The following is a 25,247-nucleotide window of genomic DNA, read 5'->3' as shown; positions in this document are numbered from 1 at the left end:
ATCGGCTTCGGTTGATTGCGTTCAAAGTTTATTATAATATGATAAACGGTCTGTTTTATTTTTAACAGGGGTCTCAGCGTGAATAAAAAATTTTCCTATTTTCTGCCCTATAGCCCTTTTCAGGATCTTTCCGGCTTTTGTAATGATCATCAAAGCAGGTATCCGGCGGACTGGGTTTACCGTCCGCTGGGCATGGAACTGGAAATAACGGCTGCCTGTAACCTTGGTTGCGCTGGATGTGCCGTGGAAAAATCTGCGAATGTATTGTCTACGGAAATTATAGAAAAAATTTTTGCGGGGGCAGCCGGAACGGGCATTGCTTTTTATACTCTGACCGGAGGCGAACCCTTCCAGAGTTTTGACAGGCTTTTGGAAATAATAAAAATCGCTCCTCTGGATTTATATAAAATTAATACTAACGGTTTTGCCTTTGACACCATACAGAATACTGAAAAATTGTTAACAAGACTGTATTTTTCAACCCATAACCGATTCTTAAAGCCCGGTTTGTATATTTCGCAGGGTCAGCAGAATATAGCCGGGATTCCGCTGTTGAATAGCATATATGCTCTGGTCAGCGCTTTAACCTTACTGGATCCGGAGCGTTTTTTCATAACCTTGGCTAATTTTGACTATAACCCTGAAAATATGGAAAAAATTGAAAAGGAATTTCAACTTCTTTTGGATAAGTATCAGCTACCTCTAAATTTATTTGATTTTCATTTTATCAAAATCGTTGACCCGGTTTTATGTTCAACAGCTATAAGAAAATCTACTAGGGATAATGAAGAAACCGGGCTGGAGATGCTGGTGGAGCGCTTCAATGAACGAATATTAAACTGTTCACCGCAAGCCGTTATTAATAATAATGACTATCTGGGGCCAAGATTATTTGTGCGTGCTAACGGAGATGTTTTTGCCTGTCCGGGATTTAGTCTTGTACACAGGATTGGCAATATAAGGACAGAATCTTTAGAAGGAATTTTATACAATGCGAATCAAAGCAAAATCATTAGACGACTTTTTTCAGGCGGTCTTCCGGCCTTGTATAAAGAGATGCAGCGCAGTAGTCCGACGCTGGCCAACCGCTCTCTAAATTCGTTGTCAGGGCCATGTAATATCTGCGCTTATTTAAAAAATTGTTGAAATTTTTCGCGCTTTTACCCGACATATTTAATGTAAGTTCATAATAAATTTGTCTTTGTCGACAATTCTGGGGATATTCTTGAAAAATTTAAAGATATCATCTTTCCAAACCTTGTCGATACTGATAGCAAAGGATGATGAATTTTATGAAAACCAAGTTAATTAATGAGGGAGCGGTCAGCAGAGTTCCTAAAAAATCAGAACAAGCCATGTATTTATGGGCTTTAAAAAAATTTAATGATTTGATTAACGGTTATATTACGGGCCCCAACAGTCCGGTGAAGTTTCAGAATCCTGTCAAAGGAAAATGGGTTGTAGAAATAAAGTTTGAGGATAAAATATTTGCTTATCAAATTGATGAACTGCCTAAAGAAGATTACGTGCATTTCATTAAGGCTTTAGTAAAATTTAATGACGCTCTGACTGATATTATTCTTAATCAAACCCGTTATAAGGGCTACAAGGAATATTCTGCGGCCATTGACTCGAAAACAAAAGAACTTTTACTAACAGTAAATAATAAAGGTCTAAAACCTGGAACAGAAGAGATTATTATAGGCAATGAATACTATGATCCCAAACAGGTTCGGGAATTGCTTGCCGGTTTAACAGACAGAATTTATATGGATGAAATACCTCCCGGTTTAGGCAGGTTTATGAATAAAACTTTGGGCCTGACCAGAAGAGGAATGAGCTTGCAGGAGTTCCGTGATATTTATACCGGAGGAGGATTAAAACTGGGTTTTGCCGGCCCGACCAATCCGGCCAAAATAAATTCTCAATCTCAGTCAAAAGCTGTTAAAACTATTATTGAAGGTTTAAATAACTGGACCGATGCTATAGTGCATGGCGGCACTATGTGGGCATTTATCAAAGACGCACATCTGCAGGCAGTTAAAAATAATAAATTATCCATAGGGATCATGCCTTGGAAAGGTATAGAGGATTTATTGCATTTGCAAGCCCAGGGGGCCTTTAGTAAAGATTTTCCCAAAATGGATTATCTGGCTATTGCCGGAGAAAATTACACTGATCACGTCAACATTTTTGGTCATACTGTGGATATGCTGTGTTTGCTGGGAGGCAGGAGCGGTTCTTTATCAGAAGCTTTGGCAACTTCCAGATTAAATAAACCGGTTGTTTCTTTGTATTTGAATCCTGATGATGAGGTTTTCAAAGTGTTTAATAACGGCATCTGGTACACGGAAGATCCGAACGAAGTTGTGGAGTTCACTAAAAATAATCTTTTACCGGACCAGAGACTTTTTAAAGGAACACATATTTCCTGGCACAGGTTTATGAAGGAAACCCATGATAAATTGCGTCTTGGTTTCGCCGGTAATTCCGGCAGAAAGACAGATGTAGGGCGTCATAAGCTGATTTTATCTTCCTTAATGTTAAACACCAATCCCAAATATCATGATCTTTTGGAAAATGTTTCAGGAATGACAGCTATCGGTGGAGTTAAAAGCTTTTATGAAGTCTCCAATGAAATGAATATTTCATCTTCGGGGATAATGAGTTCCAAAGGGATCGGTTATAAACTGGCTAATACTCAAAGAATGATAGTTTGGGGTTCGGAATGGGGTTCAGAATCTGAAGTTTTTCTGCAATCTATAGATATTCTTCTGATTTTAGGTGGGGGTGGTCAGACAGCTACTGAAGCGGCACTGGCCCTGTCAAAGGGCGGTAGAAGAGGAAATGGGATTCCAGTACTGGCCATTGTCGACCCATTGGTCGGAAATTGGTCTTTCAACAGCTATAACAAGATTAACGGCGCACAGCGTTTACCCGGTATAGAATATTTTTTAAGTTCCGATTTGCACAAAGCTTCCAAAAGATTGAACACATTGTTTGAGGATCATCTTAATGAGAGAGAAGCAATGGTAATTCGCTGACTCTCATGTTTAAAATAGTAGCAGAAGTTTTGAACAGTAAAAAGAAAGAAATCCAGGAATTATTAAAGGATTTTTATAAAAATCCCTATAACAAGTTCGGTAAAACGGTACTAAACCAGCTGCGAGTACTTATTAATCAGGTCAGGTCCGACCGCAAATTGCAGGTACAGTGGGGGCAGGCAGGCGGCGGCTCGTTTATGGATTTTGACAATAACCGCATAGTTTTTGATCCGATCATGATTAGCTTTGATACCTTGGATATTAAGCAGGAAATTTTAAAACTTAATTTTATCAGTCTGCACGAAATAATTCATAAACTGATAACTCGTTACCCGGAATTCGCGGCAGATATGGAAGAAAAAAAGGAAGTAGACGGATATTTTGAAATGATGGCCCTGGGAGCTTTGCTAAATGCTGTAGAGGACCCGCGGGATAATGATTATATGCTGCGCAAATTACCCGGAAGCAGTAAGTGGCAGGACCTCTCCTATGATTATTTGACAGGTGAAAATCCCGAATTATTCGGCCAACCCATGAAACTGCTTGCCCTCAAGCAGGCCCTTGGCCATACACCTGATTTTATCATTTATACCTCTGAATTAATCAAATTTTGGAAAACCGGGCAAACATCCAAAGTTTTACCGGACAGGGTTCGCAAGTTATTGGATGAAACTTTGGACGCCTTTAACAGGGCCTATAAGGAACAACCAAAGTCACTCGATGAATATGAAGTACAGCGCTCGGCAACAGAGTCCTTTAAGATTGTTATTGAGGAAATCTGGAAAAAAGGTTATAGCGATATGCTGGATGAGCTCAAAGACCTGGAAAGGGCCCGGCAGCAGATGCTTGATGAATCAAGCCGTAAAGATATTTTAGATCAGTTAACTCCGCAGGAGATGGACGAATTGATAAAAGCTATTATGAAGGCGATTCAAGATATGCAAAACGCGAACAATCAACAGCAGGGTGGACAGGGTATGCCCATGCCCGGAGCAGGCAGTGGTCAATCCGGACAACCATCATCAGCAGAAGGTGACAGAGGTCAGTCATCTGCTCCTACTGCAGCTCCGGAAAAAAAGACCGGATCTCAACAACCTGCTCAAAGATCAGATAAACAGGGAACCGGCAAAGCTCAGGGACAAGATGCCGGAAAAGCCGGAGACGAAAAACCTGAAGCTGCCGGTAAACCTGATGGAGCTGCTGAACCTGGAAAACAACCTGTTAAAGAAGGTAAAACACCTCAAGGTTTACCTGAGGGTGAGCTGGGACAACCAGATGGCGCTAAAATTGCGGATAAAGGTTCAGCTATGGGTAAGAAGGGAGATACCCGGAAACCTGAAGAAGGGCCTGAAACGTTACCGGACGATAAATCCGGGCAGGGCCAACCTGCAAAAGACGTTCAAGATGGTCAGGACGGAGCTCAAACTCCTGCTGAAATTCCCAAAGACTGGAAAGGTGAAATAGACTGGAACAAGGTTTCTGATGAATTGAAAGAAAAACTTAAACAGAAAGCTAAGGAGAATACTTTACCCGAAATAGAAAATAAGCTTGAAAATAACCTAAATGAAGCCGGTAAACAATTGCAGGATATTAACGAAGGTCAGCATAAATTTAATAAACCTGATAAAGGTAAGGCCTCCGCTGGAAAAGAAGCAACAGGTGAACAGACCGGCGATAAACCTTCTGAAGATCCGTCTGGTGTGCCTGGCAAATCAGCACAGGGCGGTACAGGTGGAGACGGATTTGCCATGCAACAGGATGCCGCTAAAACAGGCCCGGAACAAATATCAGGACCGGATATTGACGGAATACCTGACAATATAGATAAACAAGTCTCAAGTCCGGTATTAAATCAGCAGGCTCTGGCTCGGGATATAAAGACCGAACCGGAAATTTCACCGGATAAACTGCAGGAGGTCCAGCAAAAAAGTCGTGAGATTATCAATAAACTGGACGAAGCGGTTAATCAGGGAGATCTGCTGGTTTCTTTAAATCCGTATGAACAGGTGCTGGTAAAGTTCGCTGACCCTATAAACCGTCTGACAACCGGAATAGGAGACGTTTTATATAAGAATAAAAATCCTCAATTGCGCTATGGCTATGATAGCGGTAACTATATTTCCATGGAAATGGCCATGCAGATGCAGGCAAATCCTGCCTTGTACCAGATTTTCGGACGTGAAACCCTGCCGCAGGAATATGATTTCGAGTTTTTATTTTTTATCGATTTATCCATCTCCATGAAAGATAACCGCAAGATTATCCAGGCTTTTGTGGGCCTGACCATGGGAGTTGAAGCCCTGGAAAGAAATTCTATAAAAAACAGTGTAATCGGTTTTAATTACGGGCAGGTTATCCTGAAAGATTTTGAGGATAATTTGAGTCCCGCGATGAGGAACCGTCTGAGTACCATAGTAAAGTTGCCCAGTGGTGGAACAAATGACGCGGAAGCCCTGGAATTCGGCTATAACATATTTAAGCAGCGGCCAGGCACAATAAAATTCATGATTTTATTGACCGATGGCGGTACAGGTCAGCCTCAAAAATTACCTGAGGTACTCGGTGTTATTGCCAGAGAAGCTGTAATACCCCTGCCTATAGCCCTTGGCTTTGGGCCGGAAACAAGTGAACTGGACAAGCATTATCCTATTGCCTTGCCAAACCTGAGCCATGAGGAATTTGTGGAGGTATTTCCTCCGTTGCTCAGAGATATGATGGAGAATCCTCAACAATATTTATCGACAAATAGCAGTTCAAATTTGAAAAATTTATTGAGGACACATTTATTACATTCAGCGATAAATCATCCGATGTTTGATCGTTATGCGCTGAATACCAATAATCTGCCTTTTGCCGACGACTTTAAACAGAATTATCCGGAACAAAAAATTCCCATAGATTTGTTGGATTTTAAAGCAAAAGCTAACGATAAATTTAGCGGAAAGATAAAATATGAATAAAAAAGTAACAGCGATATGCCCGGAAGCCAGATTACTGCCTATAACCAATATCAAGGCTCCTTTTGCCATTACTCCGGATGGTATGTGGCTGCGTTACGGAGATAAACGTATACCCAGAAGAACAGATGTCCCGTACCAGGTACTGGACCGTGTTCCGGATTTAAGAAAGTGGCTGAACAATCTGGTCATGGACCAGTCGTTTGTGCAAACTGTTTTTTCTATCCTTGATGATTTCAAAGCGGATGCGGTTTCCCTGGCTGAGGGTGATACCGCTGCCGCTAAGACCACAGCTTTTGTGCTGGTCGCGGCTCTTTTAAATTTACCTATGTGGCGAGTAAATCACTCCGAACAAATTGACCCTGGCGATATCCTGGGCCGATACGTGCCCAATTCCGCCAAAGGTCAGAGCCAATTATTCAAGTTGCTGCACGATAAGGATATCAGCAGGCTTGACCCTGAAAGCCGCAAATTAATTAACAGTTACCGCTACGCAAATCAGGGTCGTGTATATATGAAACCAATAGCCGAAGATGATTTGCACCAAATAGCCGATCTGGAAAATATCGATATGCCCATGACACCTTTTACCTTAAACGACGGGCCTTTGCCTGAAAGCGCGACCTATGGAGGCTTATATCTGGCGGATGAACTGAACCTGGCGCCCGCGGACAGACAATCTATTTATAATCCTGTATTTGAAGCAGGCAGGAAAATCCGTATCCCGGGTGCTGCGCGCACTATGTCGCGTTATGCCGCAGGCAGGGATAAAGTCAGCGAATGGTTCAGGATCGGTGCCGCTCAGAACCAGGCCGGCACGGTTTACGGTATGCGGCATAAGCAGTCACAAGACTTGCGGGGCAGGGTGATGAAACGCACAGTAGAGGCTCCCACAATTCGGGAAATAAAAGACCTTATCGCTTTCTTAACTTTTGGTTTACAACCGGAGATTACGCATCGTGGTAAAGTTTATAAGGCCGACGACAGGGCTCCGCAGTTCCCAAGTCTGATGAAACCGGAGTTTCTGCCGTTTTACGGCTTGCTGGGCAATTTTCATCACAAATTACAGGAACTGTGTGTATCCAATATTCTTAACCGCAATCGTAAGCAGAAACTTACTTTTACCCGCCGCGATATAATCAGTTTTCTCCGCTTTTTGTCAGAATTCGAAAGTATTGACAGGGAAACCGGCAAGTCCTATACCTTTCAAAATAATCCTGTAGAAACTTTTTTACGAGGTATAGATTTATTTTATTCCAGCCGTTTCAAACTGGACCCTGATGACCGTCAGTCTATAGTGGAAATGAAGCTAAACTTGTTCGGGGTTATTGATAAGGAATATTATCTTACAACCAATGAAATGTTCGGTAAAAATTTTCATATTATCCGGCAGCTGTTTGTAAATCCTTATAGTGATAATCTGATAGTCAGAGAAGACGCTGTTGATTTATTGAAAGGTTTAAAGCTTCCAGGTAAATTAAATAAGCCGCTTGGGGAGCTTATTGCCAAAGCAGAGGAAGCAAAAATATCAGACGCTGAAAAGGCTCTGGATTATTTTCGCTTAAATCATAAACCCCGTGCTATCAGCAATGTAGCCAGACCGGTAATAGAAAAATCTCCGGACGGCAAGTATTTATATATTCATGATTTGAAAGTAGACATCCGTAATGATTTGACTCCAGAAGAGCAGGAGCTGGTGCCGAATCTAGACACGGAAGGCAGGCTTTGTCTGGACAGGCAGACTGTCAGGCTCCTGGTGAATATCGCTATAGCGCACAAATATGATATACCGCTTCTTATAGAAGGATTACCGGCTACTACCAAAACTTCCGGAATAACTTATTTCGATGGTCTGATAAATCAACCTGTACATCGTATAAATTTTAACGGCAGGACTAACCCTGCGGATGTTATCGGTAAATATGTACCTTCTGATAAAACACTGGCAGCAAGATATATGGAAATTATCTGTAATTATAATGATCTGGTACTGACCGAAGAAACTGTACAACTTATAGAATCCGCGCAAAATGAACAGCGGACGCTAACTGAAGATGAGTCCAAACGAATAGCCGTTCTGGAAGGTTTATATATACCGGCTACCAGCTGGATTTATCTGGAGGAAGATTTACTTGTGTCCAATCGCAAAGGGCACACTGCTATCTGGGACGAACTTAACCAGTCCGAAACCAATGTAGGCGAACGTTTCAATTCATTGCTGGAAAGGCCAAAAAGCTTTTTGGTATCGGAACACGACAGTGAAAATCTTACCGAACAGAATGGCGGTATACATAAAATGTCCAGAAATTATGCTACAGGAAATCCTGCTGAATTCCCTGGTAAAAAAGTGTTTAGCCCTGCGGCTATCAATCGCTGGTCCATGTATTTGCAGATAGATAATGTCAGTGATATTGAAATAGAGCAAATGCTCACTTACCTTATTTACGGGTCACAGCCGGAAATAGAAATACACGGTTACAGGTATGCTGCTGAAATAGATCCTGTCAAGTTTGATAATTTATCCAGATTGATGAAAACCGACCGTTTTCTGAAGGCTCTGGCCGAGTTCCATTATGGACTGTCCAATCAGGTGCATCCGGTAATTAGCTTGCGAAAACTGGCTAAAACAGATCAGGAGCTTCTTATCACCAGGCGGGAATTGATTGCTATTCTCAAAAAAATAGATACAGATGAAATTGTGGACACAGTTGAAGATAAACCCGGACACGCTGCTATGCGCGCGCAAAATGTTTGCAGCGGCAAAGAGATAAGAAAAAGAATAATTACAGATGCCATAGAGGACGTATATTTATCGAAATTCACCGGAACAGATAGAAATGAAGTGAAAAATTTACTGGATGCCGCGGGATTATCTTTTGCTAACTGGGCTTTCGATGAAATAGAAGAACTGCTGTCACCGGAAAAAGCCGCTCCTCTGCTGCAGGATAAGTTTAAGCCGGAATTGATAAAAATTGGGAAAGCCATAAAGTCGATAAACATTAATCCGGCTGCCGGCGAGCTGGAAAACCAGCTGAATAATGCGCGGTCTCTTATAGATCAGCTTATGGAAATAAAAAATGAGTTAAGCAGGGAAATGCATAAATTCAAGATAAGTGAGTCTATGATGAAAGACATTTTGATCCTTATAAGCGGTATGGACAAAGAATTTGAAATAATAACCAAACAGTTGAATATGGCCCTGGAAAGAATTTTTGCTGAGGAACGGGAAGAAGTATTGCACGAAGTGGACGACCTGTTTAAGGAGATTGATTCATTACTTGGATAAAGGCCTGAGATTTTTTTTGACAGCGGTCGATATATTTAAAGATTGTTTAAATGACCTGAAATTGAAGGGAGAATTGTTGTGTTTGAAAAGATAATCAACGATTATCAGGCAGGTAACCTGAAATATAGTTATCAGGAGCCCGGTGAACTGGCTAAAAGCCTGCAGAATATTAAAGCAGGTAGTAGAAAGTTTTATAACGTAACCTCGGAAAAACTGGATGGCGGTATGGAAATTGCCATTGCTATCGGGGATATTACGATTGCCGATACTATAGATGCCTGGGCTATTCCTGAATTTGATTATCAGGTTTCTAAAGGTGGTGTGGCCAAAGGGGTGCTGGACCGCGCCAAAAAATCAGGTGAAGAATCCGTGGTGCTTGCCGCCAGAGACAATTTTCAACAGATTTTAGACACTACCGGAACAAACTATGGTTATGCGCACATTTCCAGTGGATTTTCCACCCATCAGCCTAAAGCTTTTATTCATGTAGTAACCGCGCAGGCAGCTCCTGATATTGCCTATGATATTACAGTGGAGGCTGTATATAACGCTTTGGATACAGCAGACAGGGCAGGCTTGCAGTCTATAGCCTTTCCCGCCATTAATACCGGAGTTGAGGGCGCGCTTTCAGCGCAGGAATCTGCGGAAGCCATGCTTGCAGGTATTAGTCGGTTTATGAGCTCTAGGGACGGTCAGCAGACCCTGAAGAAGATCGCCATTATTGTTTTTCAGAAAGATAAAGACGGCAAGTTATTAAGTCCCAAAGAGATTATCGACCATTCCAGAAAAATGAAGGCAATAGAAGACAAGATCGCGACCACTGCCTATGGAGCAAAAGCACACTATTTGTTTATTGAAGCCCTTTATGGAAATTTTTGGAACATGATGCGTAAACAGGGCGATTTAAGACCGGAATTCACTGTAGCAAAAAAAGTAGTTCTGGATATGATGGAGGAAGTTGGCGGGGTATTTTTTGGCATGCTTGATGAAGAAGAAGCCAATAAGTTAAAAATAGACATTACCTCCAAACTTTTACAGGCGTCGCAGGCTAATCCCGATCTTGCTTTGTCTAAAGAATTTTTGAAGAATTTTATTAAATCCATATCTCAACTGGAAATTGATGACGGTGAATTTGAAACTGCGCTGAATGAAGCTGTGAGCAGATACAGGCATGAACTGGATGATCAGATCCGCAAGCTGGAAGCCGGTGTAGGTAAAATTGAGACGACCATTCATAAACAGGTTGAGGCTATTAATCAGCGTTCATCCAAAAAAATAGCAGCGGACAATCCCAAGTTCGGCAAGTTAAATGATCAAGTAGCTAAAGCTAAAGATTATATAGAAGATTGTAAAAAAATCCGTGCCTGCGTAGACCGGATAAATAAAAAACTTGTTGATCAAAGAGAATTTGATGCTTTACAGGTTAAATATGAGGAAGCTTTAAGGGCACTTCAGCAGGAGACCAGACAAAAAGATGATGAAATAAGCAGTTTGCAGCAGAGAATGCTCAAATTAAAACGGCAGGCAGAAGCTATGACAGATGAAGCAGAAAAACAACGGTTACGAGCAGAAAAGGCTGAAAAAAATACGCCTATCACCTCACCCACCTACAAAAAATCATATTAGCGTATTAAATCGGCGCGGTTATTATGATATTATTTAATAATGTTACAAAAAGTTAAACAACTGAACCTGGCCTGCGGTCAGACATATCTGGCAAATTTTACCGGTCATAATACACTGCTGGAGTTGGGGGATGTATTTATGAGCCGGGAAACAGCTCCCGGGACTCGCCCTTACAGGTTCGCTGATTTTCAAAATCCTTCGGATATCAAGAAGCGTGTGATGACAATCTGCACTATGGCCGGCTGCCCCATGACCTGTTCTTTCTGCGCTTCCCGACAATCCTTTATAAAGCATCTGTCCGCTGAGGAGATTGTTGAGCAGGTGGAGTTTCTCATCCAGGAAGGAGTAAGCAATAATCGTCACCCTGATCCTGTTTGTACTAATGAGTTCAGAATCTTATTTACCCGGATGGGTGAACCGTTATTAAATTCAGACAATGTCTTGAAAGCTATGTATGCCTTACAACAGCGCTTTCCCAATGTTATCTTCGGTCTAAGTACCTGCGGTATAAAACGAAATATTAACCGGTTGTTGGACCATCCGCAGGTGATGAATGCGACCGATTTGCAAATTAGCGTACATTCCACCAGCGACAGGCAGAGGGAAGCGTTATTTAGACAAAAAATGGGAGGAACATTATTAACTATTCCCGAGATCGCCGATTTTACCGGTTTATATTATAAGAAGTTTAAAAAAAAGCTTTCCTTAAATTTTATATTATTTAAAGGATTTGAATATAATTTTAAAGATTTGACTGACCGTTTATCAAAAGAACAATTCTGGGTCAGGTTGTCTCCGTGGAATATTGTAAAAGGTGTGCATATGTACGAGGGACTATTGAAAACCGAAGACATAATAGCCAAGAAACCTTTGAGCAGTAGTGAACTGAAAAAAATTATCGAACAACTGAATCATCTGGGAATTGCCTATGCATACGCACCGGCCATAGACGAAGAGATTAAATATAATGTCGCCTGTGGTCAGGCCCTGGAAGCATTCGAATTTGATAATCTGGAAAACAGGATGGAATATGCAGCCCATACCACCTAACCTGCATTTTAATTTTCAATTACTGCTGCGAGAGCTTCAGGAGCGTAATATACAGCTCAGTTATATTCCGGACACAGACATTGTCGAGGCCAGATTTGATAAACACATTGAGCTGCTGGTGAATTGCGACAGCCGTCTGGTACCCTCACAATATATCAATTTGTTCGGAGACAAGTATTTTACCAATGTGTTTTTAAAAGAAAAAAAATTCCCGGTGCCGGAAAGCAGAATATTTGAATCCGATCGCCAGGACCTGGCCCTCTATTATGCTCAGAATACCTTAAAATTTCCTGTGGTGGTAAAGCCCAACATCAGCGAAGGAGGCTATCATGTTTATTGCAATATCGAAAGCAGAGAGGATTTTATTATTTGTTTTGAGGAAATACGTAAAAATAATTTGCCTGTAATCCTGGTGGAAAAATATCTACGCGATCAGGATGATTACAGGTTTTTTGTTACATCCTCAGGCTACACAGCGGTTATTAAACGAACTTGCCCCAGAATTACAGGAGATGGCAAGCTCAGTATCATTGATTTAATTGAAAAAGAAAATTATAAACGTTTGAACCCCAGAAATACCTGCTTATGCGACATTTATATCAAGGACATTGAAGCAGTGCGGGCCCTAAGCAAACAAAAACATAAAATCAGTGATGTTCTGGCAGATGGCGAGGAGCTTGTGTTAAGATTTAATTCCAATGTCGGCTCTGGCGGCTGGTGTGAAGATGTTACTGACGAAATTCATCCTTCCTATATCAGTGTAGCTCATGATATTTTGCGTCTTTTTCCTGATTTGGGATTTACCGGTATTGATTTATTGATAAAAGACCCCGGAGCCCAGGCTGTCGCATCCAATTATTCGGTCCTGGAAATTAATCACAGGCCTGGATTTTCCTTGCATACTCTTCCGGGTAACGGGCAGTCCAGAAATGTGCTGAAACCGGTTGTAGACCTCTTGTTCCCTGAAACTGTTACCTAAGGGCCACGTAGAAAAACAAAGCTATGAAATGGCAGGCAGACCCACCCAGCACAAAAAAATGCCAGAGTTCATGAAACCCCAGCCAACTGAAGACCCGCGGCTTTTTTAAGGCGTAGATTACTCCACCTACAGAATAGATAATTCCTCCGGCCAGTAACCACAATAAACCTCCCAGAGGCAGGTTTTTGAGTAAGGCCGGCAGGTTCAGGACTACAAGCCAGCCCATCAATATATAACCTGTTGTTGTCAAACTGCGGGGCAGGTTGATAAAAACCGCCTGTACTGAGATTGCCGCTATGGCGATCAGCCAGATTACTGTAAAGATAATCCAGCCACCCAAGCCTTTCATTACGAGCAGGCAGAAGGGCGTGTATGTACCGGCTATCAATGCGTAAATGGCCAGGTGGTCAAGTTTACGAAAAACTTGCCCCTTGCCACCGGCAGCCCTGGGAAGGCAATGGTGCAGGGTACTGAAAAGGTAAAGCAGAAACAGTGATAAACCGTAAATAGCAAAGGATATTATTTTCAAAGCCGATCCCCGGCTGAAAAAAACCAGCAGTAATAAGGCCGGTATGGCCAGTGCCGCGCCGATCATGTGCAATATACCGTTCATAGGTTCTCTGAGACCCATAATATTTATTATAGCGCAGGTGTAAAAGTTGATAAACTGATAAAGAAATCCGGACTGTATTTTGATTTACAAGAGCAGAAGGGCTTTTTGGCCCATTAATGCAGGGAATTGATGATCATAGAGAGATATTTATTAATCTCCGATTGGTTTTTTAGATAATATTGTGCTTTTGAGGAGTTTTTTTTGCCAACTCTGATACTGATTACCTGGCTATCCGACAGGGCAAAAACGCTTTCATCCGTAATATCGTCACCTATAAAGAAAATATGCTTGTATCCCTGTTCTTTTTTAAGACTGAGCAGGGCGGTGCCTTTATTTACATTTTTTGTTGGCAGCATGTTAAATATTTTTTTCCCTTTAATGATATTTGGTTCCGGTTTAAGTTCATGTATTACTTTATTTATTAAACGTCGTTCTTTTTCCTTTATCCCGGAGTTCCTATAATGGATGGCCAGAGTAAAATCCTTTTTTTCGATTGTTATATTCTTAATTTCTTTAAGTTGTAAATTCAGTTCATGAAACCAATCTAATACTATAGAACGGTACTGATCAGCAGTTTCATCCGCCTGATGACCTGTCTCCAATCCATGATGTCCTATCAAATAACATGGTTTTACCGGTAGCAGTTGCTTCAATTCAGCGACCGATCTTCCTGAAATTACAGCTACAGGGAAATGTTTTACGAGCCTGGCGAATAGTTGACTGGTTTTTGGACTCATGAATGCCTTATCAATAGATGGATTAATTTTTGCTAACGTTCCGTCATAATCAAATGCATATAAAGTATTATTCAGGAACACTGGGTCCGGTATTTTTTTTTTCGGATTAAACAGATAGTACATGAGTTCGTTCTATATTCTCCAATCGTTTTACTGTACCGAATACACGATTACGTTGACGTATTCTGGCGGCATCCATGAGCATTCTTCCTGCCCAGCGGAAAACATTATTCTCCTGAATATAAGCCCTCATGCTTCTCATACGGTTACGTTGTTCTTCCTGGGACATGGTTAAGGCAATATAAAGTGCTCTGGCGCATTCATTAGAGTCATAGGGATTTACAATCAGCGCTTCCAGCAGTTCCCTTGAAGCGCCGGTAAAACTGCTTAAAATCAGTACACCTTGTTCATCATTGCGGGCAGACACATATTCCTTTGCCACCAGATTCATTCCGTCATGCAGGCTGCTGATGAAACAAATTTCAGAACCGCGGTAATAGGTATAAACCTGTTCCGGAGAATAATGCTCTATTTTTAGAATAATGGGCGGTTTTTTCGCGTTTGAAAATCTGGTGTTTATTCTTTCGGCATTATCTTTTATTTGCTTCTGGAATTGCGAATAGGAAGACAGAGAAGATCTGGAAGGTGCCGCAATCTGGATAAAACTAAAGCGCCCCAGCCATTCCGGGTGGATTTCAAAAAAACGTTCGATAGCGTTGAAACGTTCGTTAATTCCTTTTGTATAATCAAGCCTGTCCACTCCAAGGCCCACAATATGGTCCGGTGATAGCGATTCTTTCTCCCTTAACGTTTTTCGACAATCAGCAATTGAAGCCTGATTGGCAGCCCAGTGATTGGGCCATTCAATAGAGATGGGGTAGGCCTGTATGGCAGTGGCTTTTTTATTATATGTAACAGTGAGATGTTCACGATCGATGCGTGCTTCAAGATTCCGGTCGATAGTATCTATAAAGTTATTACAATGAAAATGAGTGTGAAACCCTATGATAGTGCTTCCCAAAAGACCTTCCAGTATTTCTTCCTTCCATGGACATATTCCAAAATCTTCCGGGTTCGGCCAGGGAATATGCCAGAAGGTTATAATAGTTGCTTTCGGTAACCTCTTACTGAGAAGCTGTGGTAATAAAGCAAAGTGGTAGTCTTGGATCAGAATAATGGGATCATCGGTTTTGGATTGTCTGATAACCGCTTTCGCAAACTTGATGTTAACCCGTTTGTACATTTCCCAGTCGTGCTGACGAAAATTGGGTCGTGTATGTGCTATATGACACAAGGGCCATAAACCGTCATTTGAAAACCCATAATAATAGCCCTGTTCTTCCTCTTCGGTTAACCATACCCGACGGAGAACATACTTGGGATTGTCAGGAGGTACACGAATACAATCATGTTTATCAACGAAGTCTTTGTCGGCATTACCGCTTCCATGGGCAACCCATATACCTGAGCAGGCCTGCATTACCGGGTCCAGTGCCGTAACCACACCGCTTGCCGGATAGCGTACCTCTACCTCATTGTTTTCATTACGATGATGTATAAAGGGTTCGCGGTTGGATACAACAATTACTTCATCTCCCTGTAATTCCCGGTTTAATATATCTTTGAGTACTTCCGGTGTCCAGCTCATAAGGTTCACATCCCGTATGCGCTGGTTAGTATCCAGACGTTTCACCATGTCCCACAATTCCTTGACAACCGGTTTAAGTTCATCGGTTTTAACCTGTCCCAGCGGTGATAAAAATAACTCACCTTTTAGAAATTCTCTGAATGTTTGCATCCAGCCTTTCCAGCTGAGATGAGCTATAAAAACAGTAATGAATGAAATCAGCAGGCCCAAACCGACAAGGAATATAATCATATACAGTTTTGTTTCATTTGAGCGAGTATAGATAAAGCTTATGTTATGTACCAACAACAAATGTCCCAGCAGGGTTTGTTCATACATAATCGGAATCATGGAAAGATAATAAGGTATGTTGTTTTCAATAATAATATGCGATTTGAAGGAACTTATTTGTTTATATGTTAGTTTTTTTAAGGGTTTGGAAAGATATTTTGTGCCTATTAAATATTTATCGTTAGAGGTGTATATCCCTAGCGCATAAAGTCTTTCATCCTGCGTAAGCCTTTCCAGATACTGTTGCAGATACCGGATGTCCTGATTATTTATTTGACTTATAATAGAGTTGGTTGCGGTATTTGTAATAAGCCGAGCGCGAATATCCAGATCTCGCTTAAACCAGTTGATCGTAAGAGAGTCAATAATAGGAGTTACAAGAATAGCCATTAAAATAATAGTTAAAATTAATGGTACGGAAAATCGAAAAAGATTTTTCATAAAAAATATTATAGCATTTAGATTTCATATGCAGTAGAATTAAAAAAATGTACAACTACGGATTAATCGGTAACTGTAATATATCCGCACTGGTAAGTACGTATGGATCATTAGATTGGCTTTGCCTGCCGAGGCCTGACAGCCCTCCTGTTTTCGGTTCTATCCTTGATCCGGACGGGGGGAGTTTTACCGTTGATGCAAACGAAGTTGTAGAAACAAGTCAACAATACATTTTAAATACCAATATTTTGGAAACAGTTGTAACACTCGGGGATGGCAGTCAATATAAAATTACTGATTTTTGTCCCAGATTTAATCAGTATGGACGTATATATCGTCCCCTGTCTTTTTTTCGCATAGTCACACCCATATCCGGAACACCGCGGATCAGCATAAAATGTAGCCCTGTAAATGGTTGGGACAAACAGCCGGCCGAAAGGATCAGGGGAAACAGCCATATTTATTTTGCTATAAGAGGAGAACAGCTGCGACTTACTTCGAACATGCCTATGACTTACCTGATTGAGTCAAAACCATATTATTTAAGAGAAACTCTTTATTTTGCCCTTACCTGGGGTCATGGACTGGAAGACGATCTGGCCAGGGTATCGGTCAGCTTTCTGGAACAAACCAGGCATTATTGGCTGATGTGGGTTAAACAAACAAGCATTCCAACATTATTTCAAGAGCAAACCATACGTTCTGCCTTGGCCCTGAAGCTACATTGTTTTGAGGACACCGGAGCGATTTTAGCCTCTGTAACAACCAGTTTGCCGGAAGAAATTGGAGGACAGCGTAATTGGGATTATCGATATTGCTGGCTGAGGGACGCTTATTTTACCATAACAGCTTTTCGTTCATTAGGACATTATGAAGAAATGGAAGGGTTCCTTAAATATTTTTTAGATATAGCTCAGTCCAATGATATTTTGAGCCCTGTTTACAAACTCGATCAAACACTTCCTTTGCCGGAATTCAGCCATGATAACTGGAGCGGTTATCAAAATTCCATACCGGTTCGTTCCAATAATGAAGCAGCTAATCAGATACAAAATGATGTATATGGTGAAATGATGCTGGTATTAACCCCTATTTTTTTTGACGAACGGTTTCATCATCTTCGTACAAAAGATCATTTGTCACTTATCAGAAAACTTGTAAATTCAATCGAAATCAATTTGGATAAACCTGACGCCGGTATCTGGGAATTACGCAATAACAAGCAGGTTCACACTTTCAGTCTGTTAATGAGTTGGGCCGGTCTGAGCCGGCTCTATCGTATCCAGCAGTCTGTTGGAGATATATCTTTAAAGATAGATGCCAAATTGGAGTATATTATTGAGCAGATCAGAAAGACTGTACATCAAGGTGTTGTTTATAATAGCGCCAGGGATCGTTCTCTGGACGCGTCACTTCTGCTTTTTCCGATTTTAGGTTATCCGGATAAGGAATTATGCCGGACTACAGTTTATGCAATAGAGAAAGAATTGAAGTTTTCCAGGACAAAGGAAAATCCTTATTTATATCGTTATCAGCGCATTGACGATTTTGGAAAACCTTCTTCCGCGTTCCTTATTTGTTCTTTCTGGCTTATACAGGCATTGGAAATAATTGGTGACCACGAACGCGCGGTACAATATATGCAGGAAGTTATTAAGTCCGGCAATCATCTTCAGCTGTATTCCGAGCATTACAATCCGGATATGCACAACCAGATAGGCAACTTTCCACAAGCGTATTCTCATGTTGGACTTATAAACTCGGCGTTTGCCGTAAGTCCTCAATGGGGTACTATTTTTTAATCAAATTTCGATTGGCGAAGATGATCCATACCTGAAGATCCGATTTTACCAGTTATCCCAATGAATTTTTTCTTCTGAGTATTCGCTATCCTGATGTACAGCTAATGTTTTTGGAACATAACCGATAGGGATTACATTGATTACTTCATAGGAATCGGGTATTCCCAGTAATTTTTTCAGATCATCGCGGTTTTCAATGCGCACATTTTTCCAGACACTTCCCAGTTCCAAAGCTGTCGCCTGCAACAAAATAAAAGAGGACGCTATAGACAGGTCCTGTATGGGTGTAACAGAAGAGCCTGTATCAATAACCGGAATGATAAGCGCCGGTGCCTGTTTGATAAATTCCTGGCCGATTAGCTTGAATATATTTTCTTTGGTCTGGTAATTACGAATAACCATAAATTCTACAGAACGGTTATTCATACCGGTAGGAGCGAATTGAGCGGATTTAATTATTTCATTAATAACATCTTCCTCAATCTCGTCAGGAAGGTATTCCCGGTTGCTTCGTCTTTTAATAATTTCTTTAATGATCACAAATTTATTATACATTAACAATGAATCGGATAAAACAACAGTTTTCCTGAATTTACGGATTTATTTCCTCAGGGTAAAAAGTCAGATATTTGTAGAATTAACCGATTTTTTAAGTGTTATGAAAAGCATTACAGTAGAGATGAAAAATTAAAAAGGGTGGTGATGCAATGAAAACAGCAATGAAGAAAAAGGAAGTTTATACATGTAAAAGTTGCGGGCGTCAGTCCTCGAAAGCGGAAATGTGCTGTAATCGTCAGATGAAATGAGAGAGCGAAATGAAATTGATAATAATTTACTTATTTGCTAATGAATCTGTGCTGATGTATACGTTTGACCTTGCCCGGATGGCCGATGAAATATATCAGGAAGAGATAAGTAGATTGCAATCGATTGTAGTTTTATCTACTGTAAAAAATATTTCGCTGTAGCCAGAGTTGACTACCTCGGGGCTTTCTGAAATCCTGATTTTCAGGTGAAAATTAATTCATTTGATATTTTCGGATAATTCCCTTAATTCCTGCAAAATTATTTTTTGTATCACATAATCTTCTGCCAGCTTTTTTTGCTGTGAAGCTTTTTCACAGAGATCGAGCATGAATTTGTTATCAAAGCGCTTGTGATGCATTTTAATAATGTCCAGCAGATGTGGGAAATTATAGATATCAATTCTTGGTAAGGTCAGATTTAATATCAAATCTTTAATAATACCCAGGGGAGCGGTTTTGTCGAATAAAAGGCGGGCCAGAATAAATGTTATCCAATGGTCATCATATACTTCTTCTATATATTCTCTATGACTTTTGCCGGTTACCTTTTCTATGGCCAGGAAAGCTTCGGCGCAATTTTTATGCTCAAACAGTTCCATGAGGAATGTAGAGTGTTCAAAACCCATATTATGTGAAATTTTATTAAATAAATCAGGTATCAGTTCATAATCCCCTCGCTGTACAACAGCTCTCAGCAGTTCCCGGTAGCATTCCTGTTTGAAACTGGTTGCTCTTTTAATCTTGGTTGCTCCCCAGGCAATTACTTCGTCTACTTTTTTATAATCTCCGATTATTCCGAATTCACGTATCAAAGGGAAGCAGATATTCATGGCTTTTGATTCATCCAGTACAAGTTTCCAGAAACCCTGATCACATTTATCATTTTTGATTTTTTGATATCTTTGTTGAATTTCTTCCCAGACTTTTTCCAGCAGTTTTTCATGGGTTAAAATAAAATCCAGTCCGGATTTTCTGAGAATAGGACCATAGTTTTCTAATTTTTCTTCAGGTTTAAATTTATCAAGATATTTCAGCGCCCGGTTATAATATGATTGTGCTCTTTCCGGCATTCCCTGATCATAAAAGAAATCTCCGAGTTGAGTCAGACTGCAACAATAAATTGAATAATCTCCGTCTTCTACCTCCATGTCCAGATAGGTTTCCAATTTAATAACCAGAGCCGATATAGCTCCAAATTGATCAGCTTTCAAATTTTTATTGGCTGGTGTAAGAAGTTGTTCATAGTAATGTCTCAGCAAGTTATCCAGCACAAAATAACCTGTGCCGCTGATTTTATTTACATTTTCTAATAAAATATTAGCGCTGATATCGAATTTCCCAAGGTTTTTAAGCCTTTCCGCTAGTTTTATATAACACTTTTCTTTTTCCGGGTAACGCGTCTCTATTTCGCTTTTTACAAGAGCGACAATTTTTTCATTGTTCAGTTGTTTTTCAATCAGACGCAGCATATCCATAAAATTGAAAGTGTCATTTAAGTTATATTTTTGCTGCAACCTGAAAAATTCCTTCAGATAATCAAGAGCTTTATTAAGGTCGGTTTCCACAAATCCGGGTATTACGTTGATGAGAAACTTCATGCGACGGTGCATCACTTCTTTTTCTTGCATAGGGTCTTTGCAGAGGCAGGCCAATTTTTCGCTTGTTTTTTCAAGTATGGTACCGTCAAACTGTTCACCGTTATTATTGGCGCTTTGACCGTTAATTATAATCGGGTAGAGTTCAGAATTATTAACAAGTTTGTTGATTTTTTCATGTAAATTTCCGGAGAAAGCCATTTCTTTTAACGAATCAGCCAGCGCGTTCATTACTTTATCCAGATATCGGATTATTTCTCTTTTTCTTTCTGTGTCCTCTATTTTCGCATAATCCTTTATAAAGGCAGAGGCTTCCTTCAGCATATTGTCAATTATTCTTTCGGCATGCTCTGAGAGTTCGGGGAACCTGATTAACTCAGAGGCGAAACAGATATTCATATAAATTGATTCGTCCAGACTGCATCTTTGTGAATATTTGATTACAGTGTCTAACATGTTTTTTATTATAGAGACTTGCAGTTTATTTATTTCCGCTTTTATCATTTTTGGATCTTTGGAATATTCATATTCAGCAATTCTTTGCGCAATATCCAGTACTTCAGCAAAATAATTAACAGAATTAACATATAAAACTTGTTCCAGACGTATAGTTTCAGGGTTAGTTGCAATTCTTTTTTTTATTGTTTTGGGATAATTAATTATATAGTTATTACCGCTGTTCACCAGTTTTTGTGAAACATAAGTAATAAGGGCTTCCTCGCTGGGATTCAAGTTGAACAGAACTTTTTCCGTCTTTTTAATATTTGGCAACAGCAGTTCTTCTTTTTCTGTAAAGTAGTCGACAAGAAGCAATAATACCGATGCTAGTGCGGTTAGCTCTGGTCTGATATTGAACTTAGTCGAAAAGGCCTTAATCTCAGGCAGGCTGATTAAAATCGGCAGTTTGCCATTTAATAAACCGGCATTCTCGCGGACTATAAAATAGATATCCGGAACAACAGTTTCGAAACTGTCAGCGATATATTGAATTGAAGCCAGGTCCAGCTTCCAGGAAATAAGCTTTTTTTTGATCATTTTGATAAATCCAATTATTTATCGAGAAGGAATTGTGAAAATCCCATAAAATCATAGGATAAACAAAAAATATACGGTCATACTGAGCGTGACGAAGTATGACTGCTTTAATGTTTATTTAATTATTATTGCATTACCAGAAAAAAGATACTCAGGAGCGTTATTACCCACATCGTAAGTTTTATTTCTCCAAACTTTAACTGCAGTATTTTAATCAGAGTAAAGGAAATGAAGCCCAGGGCCATTCCGGCGCTGATGCTGTAGCTCAGGGCAATCATAATAATTATAATAAAAGCCGGAAAAGCTTCTTCCAGATTATTAAAGTCTATTTTGACAATATCTTTAAGCATGTAAAGCCCGACCATTATCAGGGCTGGGGCTGTAGCATATGCCGGAACGATGCCGATCAGCGGAATAAAGATCAGGCCCAGCAGGAACAATATACCGGTCACAATGGCTGTGGTACCCTTTCTGCCGCCGGCTTCTATACCTGCGCCGGACTCTATATAGGCGGTCGTTGTGGATGTGCCGAGAACAGCTCCCAGCATAGTAGCCAAAGCGTCAATACCCAGTAAAGTATTAAGGTTTTTGTAATGTTCTTCTTTTTTCTTTTTTTGCTGTCCTTCCACTTTCTGCAGACAGGCAACCAGGGTGCCAACACTGTCAAACATGTCCATGAACATCAGGCTGAAAACAGCACCCATAAAGCTCCATTTAAATGCCCCGATGATATCAAGTTTGAGCGCAATCGGCAGGATATTTATATTGGTGGAAACAATTTGTCCCGGTAAAGATACGAAGTCGCTTAAAAGCGCGATTATTGTTGAGAAAAATATCCCTAGAAGTAAAGCACCCTGTATTCTGAAAATTTCCATAACTATCATGAGTATTAATCCGGCCAGCCCTATAAAGACTGTGGGAGTAAATTTGCCCAGACCGATAAGTGTGGCTTCGTTCTTCACCACCAGGCCCATGTTCACCAAACCGATAAGAGCAATAAACAGGCCTATGCCTACAGATATGGCAAATAGCAGAGATTGGGGAATGGCCTCCACGATCTTTTTTCTTAATCCCAGCAGGGTCAAAACAAAAAATAGTAAACCAGACAAAAAAACAATTCCCAGCGCGGTTTCCCAGCTGATCTTGTGGCCAAGCACCAGAGAGTAAGCAAAGAAAGCGTTTAAACCCATGCCCGGGGCCATGGCAATCGGACTGCGGGCAAATATTCCAACCAATATGCTGCCAATAGCTGAGGCTATGCAGGTGACGGCAATGAGGGCACTTTTATCCATACCGGTCACACCCAGTATTTGCGGGTTTACAAAGATAATATAAGCCATGGTTAAAAAAGTAGTGGTACCGGCAATTATTTCTGTCCTCAGATTATTAAAAAATTTCTGCATATTTAGCTCCTTTGTTAATGCTCCTCACCAAGTTCTTAGGACAGAACCCTCTCCATAAGTGGAGAGAGAATGTCGTGAAGCGACAGGATAGAGGCGATTAAGACTTTGTATATAAATATTAACATTAGAGAAATAAAAAGAAAACCAGGTGATCCTTAGCGCTGAATGAAAATATGATATAATAAGCCATCTGCTAAGGAGGATCGTTGTATGAACGTATCAAACAATACTATATTAATAACCGGCGGAGCGTCCGGTATTGGATATGCTTTGGCCGAAGCTTTTCTTGTGTCCGGTAATAAAGTAATTATCTGCGGAAGGCGCGAGCGTAAATTACAGGAAGCTCAAAGCCATCATCCCGAATTATTCATTAAAGTCTGCGATGTGTCCATACAGGAAGAAAGACAGGAGCTTGTCAATTGGGCAACCACGAAATTTCCGGAACTGAATGTGCTTGTTAATAATGCCGGTATACAGCGCGATATTGATATTACCAAGGGGGCAGATGATATAATCAGAGGAGAAGATGAGCTTAAGATAAATCTGGAAGCACCGATAATGTTGTCGGCCATGTTTGTCCCATATATGTCCGGTAAAAAGAATGCTGTCATTATCAATGTGTCCTCCGGCCTGGGATTTATACCGGCGGCCAGAATGCCTGTATACAGTGCTACAAAAGCCGGTTTGCATGCTTTTTCTATGTCTCTGCGTCATCAGCTGCAAAAAGTAGGTATAGAGGTTTATGAAATTGTCCCTCCTGGACTGGACACAGATTTGAATGCTGAGGGTCGAAAGAGGCGCAAAACTCCGTTTTTCGGAGTGGGGCCCAAAGAATTTGTGGTTTCTGTCATGAATGATCTGAAAAATAATGTCCAGGAGATAGGTTTTGGTTTTACAGCTGACATAAAAAAAATATCAAGAGAAGAACTGGACAAGCGTTTTCAGAATATGAACCGCTGGTAAAAAGAGTGGAACTTTTTTAACTAGCAATTGTTAAAATAGTATAGCTATTTCAAAGGAGGTATTTATGGGTGGAATTTCTGGAGTTTCTTCTTCTTCGGTTTTTGGTGCATCGTCAACTGATAATAATGATGACGGCACTGTTGATATCGCGAATCTTTCCGACAAAACTGACACAAAGGCAGTATTAACTGATGACAAAGTGACATTGTCTGCTCAAGCAGAGCAGGCTCAGCTTGTTTCAGATACAACTGCTAGCGCTGTTTCTGATAATATAAAAAAGACTGATAAACAAACATCTGAGAAACTGATGGCTCAGATTATTGCAAAAAAGTTATTTTCGGAAGATTCTTCTTTATTCGGCAATGAGCAGGATGATTCTTCTATTGTTTAAAATGATTCATTGCAGCAATTCATCCAGTTTTTTTTCGATCTCTAACTGATAAAGATCGTCACAGCCGCCGATAAACCTTGAACCGATCCATATTTGAGGTGTTGTCGAGAATCCGGTTTCCTGTTCCAGCTGTTCAAGTTTTTTGTAATCTCCGGTTATGTTTATTTCTCTGAAATTAACTTTTTTAGCTTTGAGCAGATTTTTTGCTCTGTTGCAGTATGGGCAGAAGTCGGTTGTATATATGATAACAGTTTCATTGTAAATTTCCATTTGTACTTATTATATCTCAAATGTTTAAGTAACCATATTATTGCAAATTATTCGACTCACTATCTCATCTATTTTGAAAAATAGCTAAGCGCGCAATAGTAATTTGCATTCTCAAATCTATGTTACTATAATGTAGCGGTAATGAAAAAGATTATTTTTTTGATAACAGCCGTATTAACAATTTTTTTTCTGAGCGGCTGCGTGCAGATAGAGGTTTATCAAAAGATAAAACGTACCAGTATGATCGATCTCTCAATCATGTTTAAAGCAAAATCTCCGGAGATTTTGAATGTTGTTAAACAAAATATTCAAATAAGCCCCAAAATTAAGG

General features: G+C 40.3%; 19 protein-coding genes. 12 read left to right on the top strand and 7 right to left on the bottom strand.

Annotated features, from left to right (window positions below; translation table 11 throughout):
* Window positions 1–78 precede the first annotated feature (78 nt).
* The 7 genes from PHV30_04270 to PHV30_04240 all read left to right on the top strand — a co-directional run bounded on the left by PHV30_04270 (window position 79) and on the right by PHV30_04240 (window position 12,942).
* On the top strand, window positions 79–1,146 hold the full coding sequence (locus PHV30_04270; protein MDD5456230.1) for a 4Fe-4S cluster-binding domain-containing protein: 1,068 nt from the start codon (window positions 79–81) through the stop codon (window positions 1,144–1,146).
* A 146-nt stretch (window positions 1,147–1,292) separates the two neighbouring features.
* Entirely contained in the window at window positions 1,293–3,044 is a 1,752-nt protein-coding gene (locus PHV30_04265; protein MDD5456229.1) for a hypothetical protein, read from the top strand.
* 5 nt (window positions 3,045–3,049) lie between these two features.
* Window positions 3,050–6,004, top strand: a complete 2,955-nt coding sequence (locus PHV30_04260) for a VWA domain-containing protein (GenBank protein MDD5456228.1) — start codon at window positions 3,050–3,052, stop codon at window positions 6,002–6,004.
* Entirely contained in the window at window positions 5,997–9,287 is a 3,291-nt protein-coding gene (locus tag PHV30_04255) for a hypothetical protein (GenBank protein ID MDD5456227.1), read from the top strand. The genes PHV30_04260 and PHV30_04255 overlap by 8 nt, the downstream gene beginning before the upstream one ends.
* 78 nt (window positions 9,288–9,365) lie before the next feature.
* The gene (locus tag PHV30_04250) at window positions 9,366–10,913 is read left to right on the top strand and encodes a macro domain-containing protein (GenBank protein MDD5456226.1); all 1,548 of its coding nucleotides are present in this window, start codon (window positions 9,366–9,368) and stop codon (window positions 10,911–10,913) included.
* Between the two features lie 39 nt (window positions 10,914–10,952).
* Window positions 10,953–11,963 (top strand): radical SAM protein, encoded by a 1,011-nt coding sequence (locus PHV30_04245; protein ID MDD5456225.1) that lies wholly within the window; start codon window positions 10,953–10,955, stop codon window positions 11,961–11,963.
* A complete protein-coding gene (locus PHV30_04240) occupies window positions 11,944–12,942 on the top strand; it encodes a cyanophycin synthetase (protein ID MDD5456224.1) in 999 nt (332 codons plus the stop codon). The genes PHV30_04245 and PHV30_04240 overlap by 20 nt, the downstream gene beginning before the upstream one ends.
* On the opposite strand, the gene PHV30_04235 is transcribed toward PHV30_04240, so the two are convergent.
* The 3 genes from PHV30_04235 to PHV30_04225 form a co-directional block, all read right to left on the bottom strand.
* A complete protein-coding gene (locus PHV30_04235; protein MDD5456223.1) occupies window positions 12,935–13,555 on the bottom strand; it encodes a hemolysin III family protein in 621 nt (206 codons plus the stop codon). The genes PHV30_04240 and PHV30_04235 overlap by 8 nt on opposite strands.
* Window positions 13,556–13,668: 113 nt before the next feature.
* Complete coding sequence (gene otsB / locus PHV30_04230; protein ID MDD5456222.1) at window positions 13,669–14,415, bottom strand: trehalose-phosphatase; 747 nt, start codon at window positions 14,413–14,415, stop codon at window positions 13,669–13,671.
* Window positions 14,399–16,651: a trehalose-6-phosphate synthase gene (locus tag PHV30_04225; GenBank protein MDD5456221.1), complete on the bottom strand. Its 2,253-nt coding sequence runs from the start codon at window positions 16,649–16,651 to the stop codon at window positions 14,399–14,401. Before PHV30_04225 ends, otsB begins: the two co-directional genes overlap by 17 nt.
* 47 nt (window positions 16,652–16,698) lie before the next feature.
* Here PHV30_04225 and PHV30_04220 point away from each other — a divergent pair, with 47 nt between their 5' ends.
* Window positions 16,699–18,453 carry a glycoside hydrolase family 15 protein gene (locus tag PHV30_04220; GenBank protein MDD5456220.1) on the top strand — a complete coding sequence of 585 codons (1,755 nt, stop codon included), beginning with the start codon at window positions 16,699–16,701 and terminating at the stop codon, window positions 18,451–18,453.
* Window positions 18,454–18,498: 45 nt separating this feature from the next.
* Here the strand turns inward: PHV30_04220 and PHV30_04215 are convergent, their stop codons facing one another.
* The gene (locus PHV30_04215) at window positions 18,499–19,008 is read right to left on the bottom strand and encodes a nitroreductase family protein (GenBank protein MDD5456219.1); all 510 of its coding nucleotides are present in this window, start codon (window positions 19,006–19,008) and stop codon (window positions 18,499–18,501) included.
* Between the two features lie 260 nt (window positions 19,009–19,268).
* Here PHV30_04215 and PHV30_04210 point away from each other — a divergent pair, with 260 nt between their 5' ends.
* Window positions 19,269–19,421, top strand: a complete 153-nt coding sequence (locus tag PHV30_04210) for a hypothetical protein (protein ID MDD5456218.1) — start codon at window positions 19,269–19,271, stop codon at window positions 19,419–19,421.
* A gap of 56 nt (window positions 19,422–19,477) precedes the next feature.
* On the opposite strand, the gene PHV30_04205 is transcribed toward PHV30_04210, so the two are convergent.
* Together PHV30_04205 and PHV30_04200 are read right to left on the bottom strand one after the other, a co-directional pair.
* Complete coding sequence (locus tag PHV30_04205; protein MDD5456217.1) at window positions 19,478–21,889, bottom strand: hypothetical protein; 2,412 nt, start codon at window positions 21,887–21,889, stop codon at window positions 19,478–19,480.
* 125 nt (window positions 21,890–22,014) lie between these two features.
* Window positions 22,015–23,292 carry an NCS2 family permease gene (locus tag PHV30_04200; GenBank protein ID MDD5456216.1) on the bottom strand — a complete coding sequence of 426 codons (1,278 nt, stop codon included), beginning with the start codon at window positions 23,290–23,292 and terminating at the stop codon, window positions 22,015–22,017.
* Window positions 23,293–23,502: 210 nt separating this feature from the next.
* Between PHV30_04200 and PHV30_04195 the strand changes: the two genes are divergently transcribed.
* Both PHV30_04195 and PHV30_04190 read left to right on the top strand, forming a co-directional pair.
* Window positions 23,503–24,255 (top strand): SDR family NAD(P)-dependent oxidoreductase, encoded by a 753-nt coding sequence (locus PHV30_04195; protein MDD5456215.1) that lies wholly within the window; start codon window positions 23,503–23,505, stop codon window positions 24,253–24,255.
* A 64-nt stretch (window positions 24,256–24,319) separates the two neighbouring features.
* Window positions 24,320–24,646 carry a hypothetical protein gene (locus PHV30_04190; GenBank protein MDD5456214.1) on the top strand — a complete coding sequence of 109 codons (327 nt, stop codon included), beginning with the start codon at window positions 24,320–24,322 and terminating at the stop codon, window positions 24,644–24,646.
* A 6-nt stretch (window positions 24,647–24,652) separates the two neighbouring features.
* Here the strand turns inward: PHV30_04190 and grxC are convergent, their stop codons facing one another.
* A complete protein-coding gene (grxC, locus tag PHV30_04185; GenBank protein MDD5456213.1) occupies window positions 24,653–24,916 on the bottom strand; it encodes a glutaredoxin 3 in 264 nt (87 codons plus the stop codon).
* Window positions 24,917–25,057: 141 nt separating this feature from the next.
* Here grxC and PHV30_04180 point away from each other — a divergent pair.
* The coding region (locus PHV30_04180; GenBank protein MDD5456212.1) for a hypothetical protein at window positions 25,058–25,247 on the top strand (190 nt) is incomplete at its 3' end.

This window comes from Candidatus Margulisiibacteriota bacterium, assembly GCA_028715625.1.
GTDB lineage: Bacteria > Margulisbacteria > Riflemargulisbacteria > GWF2-35-9 > GWF2-35-9 > JAQURL01.
Note: the sequence above shows the minus strand (reverse complement) of the source record. Positions and strands in the feature narration are given on the sequence as shown.

Coding starts and splice junctions, on each gene's coding strand:
- PHV30_04265 (MDD5456229.1), top strand. CDS start 1,293: ATGAAAACCAAGTTAATTAATGAGGGAGCGGTCAGCAGAGTTCCTAAA.
- PHV30_04260 (MDD5456228.1), top strand. CDS start 3,050: ATGTTTAAAATAGTAGCAGAAGTTTTGAACAGTAAAAAGAAAGAAATC.
- PHV30_04255 (MDD5456227.1), top strand. CDS start 5,997: ATGAATAAAAAAGTAACAGCGATATGCCCGGAAGCCAGATTACTGCCT.
- PHV30_04245 (MDD5456225.1), top strand. CDS start 10,953: ATGTTACAAAAAGTTAAACAACTGAACCTGGCCTGCGGTCAGACATAT.
- PHV30_04240 (MDD5456224.1), top strand. CDS start 11,944: ATGCAGCCCATACCACCTAACCTGCATTTTAATTTTCAATTACTGCTG.
- PHV30_04235 (MDD5456223.1), bottom strand. CDS start 13,555: ATGAACGGTATATTGCACATGATCGGCGCGGCACTGGCCATACCGGCC.
- otsB (MDD5456222.1), bottom strand. CDS start 14,415: ATGTACTATCTGTTTAATCCGAAAAAAAAAATACCGGACCCAGTGTTC.
- PHV30_04225 (MDD5456221.1), bottom strand. CDS start 16,651: ATGAAAAATCTTTTTCGATTTTCCGTACCATTAATTTTAACTATTATT.
- PHV30_04220 (MDD5456220.1), top strand. CDS start 16,699: ATGTACAACTACGGATTAATCGGTAACTGTAATATATCCGCACTGGTA.
- PHV30_04215 (MDD5456219.1), bottom strand. CDS start 19,008: ATGTATAATAAATTTGTGATCATTAAAGAAATTATTAAAAGACGAAGC.
- PHV30_04210 (MDD5456218.1), top strand. CDS start 19,269: ATGAAATTGATAATAATTTACTTATTTGCTAATGAATCTGTGCTGATG.
- PHV30_04205 (MDD5456217.1), bottom strand. CDS start 21,889: ATGATCAAAAAAAAGCTTATTTCCTGGAAGCTGGACCTGGCTTCAATT.
- PHV30_04200 (MDD5456216.1), bottom strand. CDS start 23,292: ATGCAGAAATTTTTTAATAATCTGAGGACAGAAATAATTGCCGGTACC.
- PHV30_04195 (MDD5456215.1), top strand. CDS start 23,503: ATGAACGTATCAAACAATACTATATTAATAACCGGCGGAGCGTCCGGT.
- PHV30_04190 (MDD5456214.1), top strand. CDS start 24,320: ATGGGTGGAATTTCTGGAGTTTCTTCTTCTTCGGTTTTTGGTGCATCG.
- grxC (MDD5456213.1), bottom strand. CDS start 24,916: ATGGAAATTTACAATGAAACTGTTATCATATATACAACCGACTTCTGC.